Genomic DNA, 14,761 nt, shown 5'->3' on the forward strand with positions numbered 1-14,761 from the left:
TTACCGCCGTGAAAAGGCGGTGTCTTAACCCCTTGACCAACGGACCAGAGTTGTTTTCAACTCTTACTATTATACCCACTTTTCTAACTTTGTCAACTACTTTTTCTATTTTTTTCAAATTAAGTAAAAAGGGCTCTATAATATTTGTAGTGGGTAAATCCCCTATAGATATTATGGAGCCTATTTTGTTGTAGAAAAAAAGTCCCATAAGATCTATAATGAAAAGCGACCAAACAACTCATTAGAAAGATTCATATGGAACAATTACATTTTATCACAAAACTACTCGATATCAAAGACCCAAATATCCAATTTATGGATATCATCAATAGGGATACCCACAAAGAAATCATCGCTAGACTGGATTATGAGGCCCCTTCTTGTCCTGATTGTGGAAGTCAAATGAAGAAATATGACTTTCAAAAACCTTCTAAAATTCCTTACCTCGAAACAACTGGTATGCCTACTAGAATCCTTCTGAAAAAGCGCCGTTTTAAGTGCTATCAGTGCTCAAAAATGATGGTGGCTGAAACTTCTATCGTCAAGAAGAATCATCAAATTCCTCGTATCATCAACCAAAAGATTGCTCAAAAGCTGATTGAAAAAACTTCTATGACCGATATTGCTCATCAGCTTGGCATTTCAACTTCAACTGTCATTCGCAAGCTCAATGACTTTCACTTTAAGCCTGATTTTTCTCGCCTTCCTGAGATTATGTCTTGGGACGAATATACCTTTACAAAAGGAAAGATGAGTTTCATTGCACAAGATTTTGATAATCTCAGTATCATCGCTGTTCTTGAAGGTAGAACACAGGCTGTCATCCGAAATCACTTTCTTCGATACGATAGAGCTGTCCGATGTCGAGTGAAAATTATTACTATGGATATGTTTAGTCCCTATTATGACTTGGCTAAACAGCTTTTTCCGTGTGCTAAAATCGTTCTGGATCGCTTTCACCCTTCGTTATTATATTTCTAAACTTAGGCTAAAACAGTCCACTGGACTGTTTTACTCCAACACTTAAGCCGTGCTATGATTCGTGTGCGTGTTCAAATCATAAATCAGTTTGAACGAAAATCCCATGAATACAAGGCTATCAAGCGCTATTGGAAGCTCATTCAACAAGATAGTCGTAAACTCAGCGATAAACGTTTTTATCGCCCTACTTTTCGCATGCACTTAACCAATAAAGAGATTCTAGACAAGCTTTTAAGCTATTCAGAAAACTTGAAACACCACTATCATCTCTATCAACTCTTGATTTTTCGCTTTCAGAACAAGGAGGCAGACAAATTTTTCGGACTCATTGAGGACAATCTAAAGCAGGTTCATTCTCTTTTTCAGACTGTCTTTAAAACCTTTCTCAAGGACAAAGAGAAAATCGTCAACGCCCTTCAATTCCCCTATTCAAACGCTAAACTGGAAGCAACCAATAATCTTATCAAACTTATCAAACGAAATGCCTTTGGTTTTCGGAACTTCGAAAACTTCAAAAAACGGATTTTTATTGCTCTGAATATCAAAAAAGAAAGGACTAAATCTGTCCTTTCTCGAGCTTAGCTTTTCTTCAACCCACTACAGTTGACAAAGAGCCGTAAAAAGAGCCAGAATTATACTGACTCTTCTATTGATTATTAAACTTAGAAGCACGTTCTTCTCCCCACCAATAGGGGATTAGTTCTGCGACTTTCACCGTCTTTCTTGTATCGTAGTCCATCATGAATTCTGCATCTTTATTTTCAGCGTTCAACTCTAAGAGAAATTCTCTGCAAGCGCCACAAGGCATGGCTGAACTCCCACCATAAGGTGGTTTATCTCGAAAGGCTAATACTTTTTTAACCTTAGTTTGTCCTGAAAATTGGTACATATTGAAGAGAGCCGCCCGCTCTGCGCAGAGATGGAACACACCACAGGTCCCCTCCATACAGAATCCTGTAAATATTTGTCCATCTTCTGCTTCTACTGCGGCAACGACATGATTAGCATAAACAAAATCAGATACTTCATGTGGATTGTATAGTTTCTGTGCTTCCTCGTACATCGTTTCCCAGATGTCCATTGTTGCATCCTTCTTATTTAGAGATCTCTTTTAACATATTTTCGATATGCTGGATTGATTTTTCTCGACCTAACAAGAAGATCGTATCTGGCAATTCTGGTCCATGCATTTCACCTGAAACTGCGATACGAATAGGCATGAAAAGATTTTTCCCTTTAATTCCTGTTTCTTTTTGGACTGCTTTAATTTGCGGGAAGATATTTTCTGTCACAAATTCATCATCTGTCATCGCTTCAAGTTTTACTTTGAAGGCTTCAAGAACTGTTGGAACTGTTTCGCCCGCCATGACTTCGCGCTCTGCTTCTGTCAATTCTGGGAAATCTGAGAAGAAAAGATCTGTCAATGGAATAATTTCATCTACTGATTTCATTTGTGGTTTATAGAGCTCAACTAATTTTTCAGCCTTGTCAGTCAATCGGCCTGCTTCTTCTAGGAATGGTTTTGCCATTTCAAAGATAGTTTCTAGGTCTGCATTCTTGATATAATCATTGCTCATCCAGTCTAGTTTTTTCTGGTCAAAGGCTGCTGGAGACTTGCTGAGGCGGTTTTCATCGAAAAGTTTAATCAATTCTTCACGAGAGAAAATCTCATCTTCGCCACCTGGGTTCCAACCAAGAAGAGCAATAAAGTTAAAAACTGCTTCTGGTAAATAACCTTTTTTACGGTAGTCTTCGATAAACTGAAGGGTGTTGGTGTCACGTTTAGACAATTTTTTTCCAGTTTCAGAGTTGATAATCAAAGTCATGTGACCAAACTCTGGAGCTTCCCAACCAAAGGCTTCATAGACCATAAGCTGTTTTGGTGTATTAGCAATATGGTCATCTCCACGGATTACGTGAGAAATTTGCATATCATGGTCATCGATGACAACGGCAAAGTTGTATGTTGGGTAACCGTCTTTCTTTTGGATAACCCAGTCACCACCGATATTGCCACCTTCAAATTCGATATCACCTTTGACCATATCATGCCACTTGTAGATACCTGACTCATTGACTGCCAAGCGAACTGTTGGGATGATTCCTGCTGCTTCACGTTCTGCGATATAAGCCGCTTTTCCCTCTTCACTCATACCAAGGTATTCGTTGATATAGCGTGGTGTTTCGCCAGCTGCTTCTTGGCGTTCGCGTTCAGCTGCCAACTCTTCTTCTGTAACATAAGATTTGTAGGCTTTTCCTTCAGCTAATAGTTGGTCGATGTATTTTTGATACAAGTCCAAACGCTCAGACTGGCGGTAATTTTCATGTGTTTCTGGGCTTTCATCCCAATCCATGCCTAACCAACGAAGGTTTTCAAGCTGTGAACGTTCTCCATCCTCGACATGACGTTTACGGTCAGTATCTTCGATACGAATGATAAATGTTCCACCATGATGGCGTGCATACAAATAGTTAAACAATGCTGTACGGGCATTTCCGATGTGTAGTAGTCCTGTTGGACTTGGTGCGTAACGTACGCGGATATCTTTTGACATAGTTTCTCCTATAAAGTCTCTAGGCGTCTGCCTTTTTGCTCTCTATATTATATCACAAGTCTTGGCTGAGTCCAATTTCTATGGATAAAGAGAGTAAAAAGAGTGGACAAACCACTCTTTTCTTCTATTATAGACGTGCGTTAAGTTCTTTGCTCAATTCTTCAAATCCTGGTTTTCCAAGAAGGGCAAACATGTTACGTTTATAAGCTTCAACACCTGGTTGGTCAAATGGGTTGATAGCATTCAAGTAACCTGAAAGGGCGATAGCCAATTCGAAGAAGTAGATAGTGTATCCAAGAGTGAAAGCGTCTTGCTCTGGAAGAGTCACGTACATGTTTGGTACATCACCATCTGTGTGGGCAAGAAGAACACCATCAGTTGCTTTTTTGTTTACAAAGTCAACGTCTTTTCCTTGAAGGTAACCAAGTCCGTCAAGGTCTTCTTCCAAGCTAGGGATAATCACGTTCTTACGAGGTTTGTCAACACGGACAACTGTTTCAAACATGATGCGAGTTCCTTCTTGGATAAATTGACCAAGTGAGTGCAAGTCAGTTGAGAAGTTGGCTGAAGTTGGGTAGATACCTTTTTGGTCTTTTCCTTCTGATTCACCAGCCAATTGTTTCCACCATTCTGAGAAGTATTGAAGTGATGGCTCATAGTTTACCAAGATTTCAGTTGCATAGCCTTTACGGTAAAGGATGTTACGAACTGCTGCGTATTGGTAAGCTTCGTTTTCAGAGATTTTGTCTGAAGTGTAGTCTTTGCGAGCTGCGTTAGCACCTTCCATAAGGGCTTTGATGTCAGCTCCTGATGCTGCGATTGGAAGCAAACCAACGGCTGTCAATACTGAGAAGCGTCCACCGATGTCATCTGGAACAACAAATGTTTCCCAACCGTTAGCATCTGCTTCAACCTTAACAGCACCTTTTTGGCGGTCAGTTGTTGCATAGATACGTTTGTTGGCTTCTTCTTGACCGTATTTCTTAACCAAAAGTTCTTTGAAGACACGGAAAGCGATAGCTGGTTCAGTTGTTGTACCTGATTTAGAAATCACGTTTACTGAGAAGTCTTTGTCTGCAACATACTCCACCAAGTCAGCAAGGTAAGTAGACGAGATTGAGTTTCCTGCGTAAAGGATTTGTGGAGCCTTGCGTTCTTCTTTTGTTTGCAAGTTAGCAAAGTGGTGGTTCAAGAAGTCGATTGCTGCTTTAGCACCAAGGTAAGATCCACCGATACCAATAACAACCAAAACATCACTGTCTGACTTGATTTGCTCAGCAGCTTTCAAGATGCGGTCAAATTCTTCGCGGTCATAGTTTTCAGGAAGGTCCAACCATCCTAGGAAGTCGCTACCAGCACCAGTTCCTTTACGAATCAATTCATCTGCTGCTGTTACTTGTGATTGCATGTATTCCACTTCATGTGGTGCAACAAATTTGTCTAAAACTTTTGAATAATCAAATTTAATATGTGACATGTTATTCCTCCAATATTTCTTCTTTTCTATCATAACGCTTACCTTCGTTTTTTTCAAGTTTTTTTGTCGAATTTCTCCAATTTTTATCATAATTCAAACGTTTGCGTAAAAAACCCACATTCCAAAAATTTTGAAAAAATAAAAGAAAGAACGACTAGATGTTCCAGTCGTTACAGTTCATTCAATAAATACTCAAATAATTCTAAATTGCCATCTTCTTCATTGACCAGAAACTCTGGATGCCACTGTAAACCGATGATGCGGTGCTCGTCGATAGACTCAATCGCTTCGATGGTTTGGTCTCTTGGATCAATAGCAGTTACACGGAAATTAGGTGCCAAATCTTTAATACTCTGACGATGGACGGAGTTGACTTGACTTTCTTTTCCAAATAGCTTAGCCACCACGCTTCCTTCCACTGTCTCAATAGAGTGAGATGTTCCGAAAGGTAGGCCTTGCCAGTGACCTTCGATTTCTTGATTGAGGGTTCCACCAAAGGCAACATTGACGAGTTGAACACCACGGCAGATTGCCATAATTGGTTTATTCTGACGGAGCGCTTCCTTCAAGAGTGCCAATTCAAATTCATCACGGACCAGATTGTAATCATCGCTTTCGATGGTCTTTTTCTCTCCATAAAACTGAGGATGGACATTTTGGCCCCCTGTCAAAATCAATTTGTCAATCATTTCCACATAGTCGCGTACGACTGACTCATCACCGACAGGAATGACTAAAGGGAGACCACCGACTTGACGAACGCTCTCTGCGAATCTACAAGATACAGATGAATGAATGTTTTTGCCTTCTGCATCTACGGGACATAGATTTGCAGCAACTCCTACAACCGTTCTAGGCATGATGTCTCTCCTTTCGAATGTTAATACTCTTCGAAAATCTCTTCAAACCACGTCAGCGTCGCCTTACCGTATATATGTTACTGACTTCGTCAGTTCTATCTACAACCTCAAAGCAGTGCTTTGAGCAACCTACGGCTAGCTTCTTAGTTTGCTCTTTGATTTTCATTGAGTATAACGATAGTCCTATCATATCACTCAAAACGACTTTCGTCTAATATGTTTTTTTAAAGGCCGTGATAAAAATTTTTTATGGACAAGAAAAAGCTGCCCGCATAGGACAACTTTTTTCTTATTCAAAGACAAATTGATTGTGATAGAGTTCTGAGTAGAATCCACCTAGTTTTAAGAGTTCATGGTGGTTACCACGTTCAATGACTTCTCCATCTTTGAGGACAATGATCTGGTCTGCATTGAGGATGGTCTTCAAACGATGGGCAATGACGAAACTGGTTCTACCTGCTACAACCGCCTCCATGGCATGCTGAATCTTGCTTTCCGTCACCGTATCTACGTTCGAAGTGGCTTCATCTAGAATGAGAACTTCTGGATCTGTCATCAAGGTTCGAGCGATAGAAATCAATTGCTTCTGCCCTGTTGAAAAGATGCTCTGGTCATCATCTATAAGAGTATCGTACTTATCAGGCAAGCTTTCGATATAGTCGTGGATATGGGTTGCCTTGGCTGCTGCCTCAACCATTTCTTGACTGGCATCTGGTACACCGAAACGGATATTGTCTCGAATGGTTCCGCTAAATAAGACCGAATCTTGCAAGACAATCCCCACCTTACTTCTGAGACTATCTAAATCATAGTCACGAACATCTTTACCATCAAAATAAATCCCACCAGCATCAACATCATAAAAGCGATTGATAAGGTTCATAATAGTCGTTTTCCCTGACCCTGTCGGCCCAACAACCGCTGTCATCTGGCCTTTAGGGGCAGAAATACTGACATCTTTCAAAATAGGTTTATCAGGCAAGTATGAAAAATCAATATGACTGATTTCGACACCTTCTTGCAACTTAGTGAAGGTTGGAGCCTTTTCAGGTCGAATTTCTTCCTCTGCGTCAAACATTTCCTGAATCCGTTCAGCACCTGTAAAGGCTAACTGAAGGCTTCCCCAACTAGCCGCAACTTGAATAATAGGCTGGTAGTAGTGCTGTGAAAATTGGGCAAACATAACAATCAAACCTAGGGCTGTACTTGTTTCGATAGACTTATCATTCAAAAGTACAGCTGAACCAGCAAAGATGACGATGGCTGTATTAACCAGACTCATCCCATTCATGACAGGGAAAAGAATTCCTGAGAACATTCTTCCTTTAAAGGTTGCCTTGCGCACGCGCTCATTTTGTTCAAGAAATCCTGCCATCATATCCTCTTGAATCCCTTGCACAATCACGACTTTTTGGCCTGAGATACTCTCATCCATATAGGCGTTGAGCTTCCCTACCTCTTTCTGCTGGAGGTTGGTGTATTTGCGTGCCATTTTCACGATGAAAATTAGCATGAGGAAGGCCACTGGTGTGCTGGCAGTGGTGATGAGCGCCAGCGTCACATTTCTCGAAAACATGACAAAAATCAGACCAATGTATAAAACAATATTGCTCATGACCTGAACCAAACTTTCATTAAAGGCTTGGAGGATATTATCCAAATCACTAGTAAAACGAGACAGGATATCGCCATCTTGTCGGCGGTCAAAGAAAGAAACCGTCAACCGAGCAAGCTTACCGAAGAGGCCTTTGCGCATCTCGTTGGTCGATTCTGCAATCACACGCGTCATAAGACACATGTATATCACACTGGAGATAAATAAAACCAAAACTAGCAGGCCAAGATTGACCATGATTCCTGATAGGCTTTGCCAAACAAGTTCTGGATTGCCATCTTGATAAGCTTGAACTAAATTGGCTAGCTCTGTTACCGCTTGTCCAGAAAAGACCGGAAAGAGGGCTTGGGCAAGAGTTGATAGAACCAGCATCAAAATAACAACCACAAATGAGAACTTATAGACCTTAAAGTAATGCCAGAAAAATTGAACTGTCTTCATTTTATTCCTCCTTTCCTTTCTGTGTTTCATAGATTTCACGGTAAACGGCATTATTGGCAACTAAGTCTGCATGCCTGCCTTGACCAATCAATCGTCCTTGATCTAGAACCAAGATCTTGTCTGCATGGACAACCGAGCTAATTTTTTGCGCGATGATAATGGTTGTTGTTCCCTTCAAATCCTTATTCAAGGCTTCTTGGACTAGGCGCTCTGACTTGGCATCCAAAGCCGAGGTCGAATCGTCAAAAATCAGAATACGTGGATTGCTGACAATCCCACGCGCAATCGACATCCTTTGTTTTTGCCCGCCAGAGAAGTTGGTTCCCCGTTCCTCAACTGGACTTTCAAAGGTTTTCTCCATACGATGAATGAATTCACTAGCCTGGGCAATATTGGCTGCGCGCTCCATTTCAAATAGAGTAGCATCTCCCTTACCCTGTCTCAAGTTATCTGCAATCGTTCCACTAAAAAGAATAGCACGTTGAAGAACGATAGAAACTGTTTTACGCAGGGTTCCTTCACTCACTTCTCGAATATCCTTACCTCCAATTTTGATGGCCCCTTCCTGTGGGTCAAAGAGACGTGGAATCAATTGAGCCAAGGTTGATTTTCCTGCACCAGTCGCTCCAACGACACCAATCATTTGGCCAGGTTCAATAGTAAAGGTCACATCTTTCAGCATCGGTTCCTTGTCCATTGGATAGGTAAAGGTCACATTTTCAAAGCTAAGACTTCCGACTAACTCTTCATCTGGGACATCCTTGAAGGTCATGGCTGGCTCTGCGTCCAGAATTTCTCGAATACGACGCATAGAAATCATAGCACGACTGACAGAATTTCCCAAAAATCCAACCATAACAATGGTAAAGATAATCTGGCTTAGGTAATTGACAAAGGAAGCAATGGAACCAACAACTGACGGATCCGACTGAACCATCCCAGCAACCAGCCAAATAGAGAGAAATACCGCCCCATAACCGACCAACATCATAAAAGGTTCCACTACTGAAAAGGCATAACCAATGTAAAGGTTTTGACCAAGAAGCTCGTCTGAAACCTCCGTAAACTTAGTAAATTGCTCTTTTTCTTGGACAAAGGACTTGACCACGCGAACGCCGCGCAGATTCTCCTTGGCAATAGCATTAATGCGCTCAAGAAGGGTTTGAAACTTGGCAAAACGAGGTCCCATCATCCCCATCATGACAGCAGTCAAACCAAAAATCAAGACTACCATGAGAACAATCACCCACCACAGAGAAGGTAAGGTTTGAACCGCCAAGATAAACGAACCGATGAACAAGAGGGGAAGTCTGAACAGAATTTGGAAGGTCATCATGACCACGTTCTGAATCTGGTTGATATCATTTGTCATGCGAACGACTAGATTTCCCGCATTAAATTGTTCAATATTGGCATAAGAAAAGGTTTGGATTTTACGGAAGGCATCCTCCCGAAGGTCAGATGAAACTCCTTGGGCAATATAGGCTGCGAGGACAACATTGAGCCCACCAGCAACCAGACCTACCAGGGCTACACCAATCAACCAAGCCCCGATACTATAAATAGCTTCATATTTCCCAGCAAGGAGGGCGTCTAACACTTCCTGCAAATAACGCGGTTGCAAAAGTGAACTAGCAACCATCAAGCCTGTCATCAGGAGCGAAGCCAAGGCCTGCCACTTGTAGGTTTTGATTTTCTGAATCAGCATACTTTCTCCTTAAAAAATAGACAAAAGGGAGCGACAATGCGTCAGCTCCTTCTCATTCTGTTTGTGTGATGTTATTCTAGCAAAAAAGTGGGGGATTGTCAAAGAAGACTCCTTGATACAGCTAGAATAACCAGTAATTTTCTCTTTATAGTTTCTGTTTTAACTCGACCAAGACATTCATAGCCTGCATAGGTGTCATATTGTAAATATCCAGTTTAGCTAATTCTGCTAGGATAGGATGTTCTTCAGTCGTATAAAAGAGTGAAATCTGTTCAGTGACAGCACTTGTTTGTCTCATGGGAGTAGGATTTTCTGTGCCTTGATTCTCTAACTGAGTCAAAATCTTATCCGCCCTTGCTAAAAGGTCTGCTGGTAAGCCAGCAATCTTGGCAACATGGATGCCATAGGATTTATCAGCTGGCCCTGGTTCAATCTTGTGAAGGAAGGTAACCTGCCCATCCTGCTCCAAAGTTGCCACGTGGACATTGACCAAGTGTTCCAAGCTAGATTCCAGACTAGTCAACTCATGGTAGTGGGTCGCAAAGAGGGTCTTGGCTCCGATATGTTCATGAATGTATTCGATGATAGACTGAGCAAGAGCCATACCGTCGTAAGTTGCAGTTCCACGACCTAACTCATCAAAGAGAATCAAGGAATTTTTGGTTGCATGCGAAATGGCATTATTGGCCTCCATCATCTCCACCATGAAGGTTGATTGACCTGAAACCAAGTCATCTGCTGCTCCGATACGGGTAAAAATCGCATCAAAAATCGGTAAATGGGCGCTTTCAGCAGGAACATAGGAACCCATCTGGGCCATAATCGCCGTCATGGCTAACTGACGCATGTAGGTTGACTTCCCGCTCATGTTGGGCCCTGTAATCAATTGGATACTGGTGTCTTCTGCCATCTGAATCGTATTTGGAATATAGGTCTGAGCCCCCATAACCTTTTCAACGACAGCATGGCGCCCTTTCTGGATATCAATTCGCGAATTATCTCCAAACTCAGGTCGAATCAAATGCTGGCTTTCGGCCACAACTGCTAGACTTTGCAGGACATCAACCGTCGCAATTCCTTGAGCTAGAACCTGCAAACGCTGGATGTATTTGCTGACCTCTTCACGAATACGCATAAAAATTTCGTACTCTAGATTAGCTGACTTCTCACGCGCCTCCAGCATATCTCCCTCGATACGCGCTAATTCTTCGGTTCCAAAACGTTCTGAATTTTTCAGCGTCGCCTTGCGGAAAAAGTGAGCAGGCACATTTCCCAGTTGCGAATTGGTCACATGGAAATAGTAGCCATCCTTTTTATTGTAGTCAATCTTAAGCGTGCTGATACCAGAGTTTTCGCGTTCCTTAGCCTCAATCTCAGCAATCCAACCAGTCCCTTCTCTGAGAACGCGACGGTACTTGTCTAAGGTCTCATCAAATCCAGTCTGGATAATTCCCCCATCCGTAATCACATGAGGAGCCTCAGGAGCAATCGCTGAGCTAATCAAACTCTCCAACTCAGGGATTCCATCCAGTTGTGCGATGAGATAAGCTAGAGCAGGTTGCTCCATTCCTTCTAAAATCGCACGAATCCGTGGCACACTAGATAAGGTGGCCGCCAACTGCAAGAGATCCTTTGGGTTGGTCTTGCCAAAAGAAACACGACTAGCCAAGCGCTCAATGTCATAAACACCCTTGAGACTGTCTGTCAAATCACTGCGCTCAAAGAAATGGTCGAGAAAGACCTGCACCACTTCTTGACGTTGGATAATTCGTTCCTTATCAATCAAGGGGCGATGAATCCAAGAACGCAAGAGCCGCATACCCATAGCTGTTTTGGTTTCATCCAAAAGCCAGAAAAGGCTGCCTTGCTTCTTGCCTGAACGAGCATTCTCAACCAAATCCAGACTAGCCTTGGTCGCATAATCCATCTGCAAGAAATCTTTGATTTCATAGCGGATAACAGGCTTGAGGTGGTTCAATTCCCTCATCTGAGTCCGATGAACATACTGGAGCAATTTACTAGAGGCTGCTTGCTCCACAGTTGCCAATCGTGAATCCAGTAAATGAAGGTCTTCAAAGCCTTCTTTTTCATAGGAAAGCACCAGATTCATCTGGCGACTGAGGATTTGTTCTTCTTCCTCAGACATGTCATAACCCAACACCACTTCGCGCGCCTTGAGATTGCGGATTTCTCCACAAACCAGCGTAAAATCCAAAAGACCTGTCACATAAAAATCACCCGTCACCAAGTCCATATAAGCTAAGCCAAATTGATTGCCATCACGGTCTATGGCAACCAAGAAGTTGTTCTGACTATCCGGCTTACTACTATCGACAACTGTCCCTGGCGTAATGACCTGAACAACCTCTCGTTTCACAACCCCAACTGCTTGTTTAGGATCTTCCATCTGCTCTGCAATAGCCACCTTATAACCCTGCTCAATCAAGACATCGATGTACTGTTGGGCAGAATGATAGGGGACCCCCGCCATAGGAATCGGATTGTCCGCATTCTTGTTGCGACTCGTTAAGGAAATTTCCAGAATCTGCGCAGCATTGACCGCATCCTCATAAAATAATTCATAAAAATCACCCATCCGAAAGAGCAAAAAAGCATCTGGATATTGCTTTTTAATATCCACATACTGTTGCATGCCGGGTGATAGCTTTTCTGTCGCCATTTTCCGTCTCTCCTTGTCAAAAATAAGTCTTGAGAGCAACTCCCAAGACCTTACTTATCTTTCATCAAATCTAGCAAACGATCTTCCATGAGTTTGGCAACGTGCTGGTCTCGACAAATGACCAATAAGGTATTGGCACCAGCAACTGTTCCTAAAATCCATTCATCCTTGTTTGCATCTACAATATTTGCCAAAACAGAGGCTTCTCCCAATTTGGTATGAAGTACCAAGGTAAACTCTGCTCTTGCAACACCTTCTAAATGATGAGACAAAAATTCCACCAAATCAATCTTTTCTGTCTCATTTGCTAGTACATAATACACCATATCATTTTTCTTGACCTTGGTCAAGCCGATTTCGCGCAAATCACGAGACAGGGTTGTCTGCGTCACAAAAACATTGTGCGCCTCCAACCGATCTTGAATTTCTTTTTGTGTACTTAATTTCTCCTCAGTAATCATTTTTTTTATTAACTGATGACGATCTCTTTTTCTCATAAAATCCTCTTATGTGAATATTTATAACTAATTTTATAACTATATTATACCAAAAAAATAGGAGATTTCAAAAATTTTTTCTTCTTTCTTTAAAATTGTGATAAAATAGTAGAAAAGTCCAAAAAGGAGCTCTTAATGAATACAAAAGAATTGATTGCTAGCGAGTTGGCTAGCGTCATTGATAGCCTGGACCAAGAGGCTATTTTAAATTTACTAGAAACCCCTAAAAACTCAGAAATGGGAGACATCGCTTTCCCTGCTTTTTCTCTTGCAAAAGTCGAACGTAAGGCACCTCAAATGATTGCAGCTGAACTGGCTGAAAAAATTAACAGCCAAGCCTTTGAAAAGGTTGTCGCAACAGGACCTTACGTCAACTTTTTCCTTGATAAATCTGCCATTTCTGCTCAAGTATTGCAAGCTGTTATCACTGAAAAAGAACACTATGCTGATCAAAACATTGGTAAACAAGAAAATGTTGTTATCGACATGTCTAGTCCGAATATCGCTAAACCATTCTCTATTGGTCACCTGCGCTCAACTGTTATCGGAGATAGCTTATCACATATTTTCCAAAAAATCGGTTATCAAACAGTCAAGGTCAACCATTTGGGAGACTGGGGTAAACAGTTTGGGATGTTGATTGTCGCCTACAAAAAATGGGGTGACGAAGAAGCTGTCAAAGCTCATCCAATTGATGAACTCCTTAAACTCTACGTCCGCATCAATGCTGAGGCTGAAAATGACCCAAGTTTGGATGAAGAAGCACGCGAATGGTTCCGTAAACTTGAAAATGGAGACGAGGAAGCTCTCGCACTTTGGCAATGGTTCCGTGATGAAAGTTTGGTGGAATTTAACCGCCTTTACAATGAATTGCAAGTCGAATTTGACAGCTACAACGGAGAAGCCTTCTACAACGATAAGATGGATGCAGTTGTAGACATTCTTTCTGAAAAAGGCCTTCTTGTTGAATCAGAAGGTGCCCAGGTTGTAAATCTTGAGAAATATGGAATTGAACATCCAGCCCTCATCAAGAAATCTGATGGTGCAACTCTCTACATCACACGTGACTTGGCTGCAGCCCTTTATCGTAAAAACGAATACCAATTTGCTAAATCTATCTACGTCGTTGGTCAAGAGCAATCTGCCCACTTTAAACAACTTAAAGCTGTCTTGCAAGAGATGGGCTACGACTGGAGTGACAACATTACCCACGTTCCTTTTGGTTTGGTTACAAAAGAAGGGAAGAAACTCTCTACTCGTAAAGGGAATGTCATCTTGCTAGAGCCTACTGTTGCAGAGGCTGTTAGCCGTGCCAAAGCCCAAATCGAGGCTAAAAATCCTGAACTAGAAAACAAAGACCAGGTAGCGCATGCTGTTGGGGTTGGAGCCATTAAATTCTATGACCTCAAGACCGACCGTACAAATGGATACGACTTCGACCTAGAGACTATGGTATCCTTCGAGGGGGAAACTGGTCCTTATGTACAATATGCCTATGCTCGTATCCAATCGATTTTACGTAAAGCAGACTTCAAACCAGAAACAGAAGCTAATTACAGTTTAAATGATGCTGAAAGTTGGGAAATCATCAAACTCATCCAAGACTTCCCACGTATTATCAACCGTGCGGCGGATAACTTTGAACCTTCTATCATTGCTAAATTTGCAATTAGCCTGGCTCAAGCCTTTAACAAATACTATGCACATACACGTATCTTGGATGAAAGTCTAGAACGCGACAGCCGTTTAGCCCTCAGCTACGCAACCGCAGTCGTTCTCAAAGAAGCCCTTCGCTTGCTTGGAGTAGAAGCACCTGAGAAGATGTAAATCGTTACAAGAGACTGGAACTAAAGTTCCTAGTCTCTTGACGGCAATCGCTATATGGCGAATTGCCTAAACGCTTCACTAATTCACCTAACCAAATAATATCGATTTGGTTAGGCTCAT

General features: G+C 41.9%; 9 protein-coding genes and 2 pseudogenes. 2 read left to right on the plus strand and 9 right to left on the minus strand.

What is annotated here, in order from left to right:
• Nucleotides 1–208 (minus strand): annotated as a pseudogene (locus tag RWO85_RS08585) (hypothetical protein); the annotation flags it as partial.
• 47 nt (nt 209–255) lie between these two features.
• On the opposite strand from RWO85_RS08585, the pseudogene RWO85_RS08590 reads away from it, so the two are divergent.
• A pseudogene (locus tag RWO85_RS08590) lies at nt 256–1,563 on the plus strand (ISL3 family transposase).
• Between the two features lie 64 nt (nt 1,564–1,627).
• Here the strand turns inward: RWO85_RS08590 and RWO85_RS08595 are convergent.
• The 8 genes from RWO85_RS08595 to argR form a co-directional block, all read right to left on the minus strand.
• Nucleotides 1,628–2,062, minus strand: coding sequence for a cytidine deaminase (locus tag RWO85_RS08595; RefSeq protein WP_314415330.1), 435 nt, complete (start codon nt 2,060–2,062; stop codon nt 1,628–1,630).
• A gap of 13 nt (nt 2,063–2,075) precedes the next feature.
• Nucleotides 2,076–3,536, minus strand: a complete 1,461-nt coding sequence (gltX, locus tag RWO85_RS08600; protein WP_314415332.1) for a glutamate--tRNA ligase — start codon at nt 3,534–3,536, stop codon at nt 2,076–2,078.
• 127 nt (nt 3,537–3,663) lie between these two features.
• Nucleotides 3,664–5,013, minus strand: a complete 1,350-nt coding sequence (locus RWO85_RS08605) for a glucose-6-phosphate isomerase (RefSeq protein WP_000018268.1) — start codon at nt 5,011–5,013, stop codon at nt 3,664–3,666.
• Nucleotides 5,014–5,183: 170 nt separating this feature from the next.
• Nucleotides 5,184–5,873 (minus strand): gamma-glutamyl-gamma-aminobutyrate hydrolase family protein, encoded by a 690-nt coding sequence (locus RWO85_RS08610; RefSeq protein WP_314415334.1) that lies wholly within the window; start codon nt 5,871–5,873, stop codon nt 5,184–5,186.
• A gap of 289 nt (nt 5,874–6,162) precedes the next feature.
• Nucleotides 6,163–7,929: a multidrug efflux ABC transporter subunit PatB gene (gene patB / locus RWO85_RS08615; RefSeq protein WP_314415336.1), complete on the minus strand. Its 1,767-nt coding sequence runs from the start codon at nt 7,927–7,929 to the stop codon at nt 6,163–6,165.
• A 1-nt stretch (nt 7,930) separates the two neighbouring features.
• The gene (gene patA / locus RWO85_RS08620) at nt 7,931–9,637 is read right to left on the minus strand and encodes a multidrug efflux ABC transporter subunit PatA (RefSeq protein WP_314415338.1); all 1,707 of its coding nucleotides are present in this window, start codon (nt 9,635–9,637) and stop codon (nt 7,931–7,933) included.
• A 145-nt stretch (nt 9,638–9,782) separates the two neighbouring features.
• Nucleotides 9,783–12,317 carry a DNA mismatch repair protein MutS gene (gene mutS, locus RWO85_RS08625; RefSeq protein ID WP_314415339.1) on the minus strand — a complete coding sequence of 845 codons (2,535 nt, stop codon included), beginning with the start codon at nt 12,315–12,317 and terminating at the stop codon, nt 9,783–9,785.
• Nucleotides 12,318–12,367: 50 nt separating this feature from the next.
• The gene (gene argR, locus RWO85_RS08630) at nt 12,368–12,814 is read right to left on the minus strand and encodes an arginine repressor (protein ID WP_001231476.1); all 447 of its coding nucleotides are present in this window, start codon (nt 12,812–12,814) and stop codon (nt 12,368–12,370) included.
• A gap of 135 nt (nt 12,815–12,949) precedes the next feature.
• On the opposite strand from argR, the gene argS reads away from it, so the two are divergent.
• A complete protein-coding gene (gene argS, locus RWO85_RS08635) occupies nt 12,950–14,641 on the plus strand; it encodes an arginine--tRNA ligase (RefSeq protein ID WP_314415340.1) in 1,692 nt (563 codons plus the stop codon).
• Nucleotides 14,642–14,761: the final 120 nt, after the last annotated feature.

It is taken from the genome of uncultured Streptococcus sp. (genome assembly GCF_963521865.1).
In the GTDB taxonomy this organism is placed as follows: Bacteria; Bacillota; Bacilli; order Lactobacillales; family Streptococcaceae; genus Streptococcus.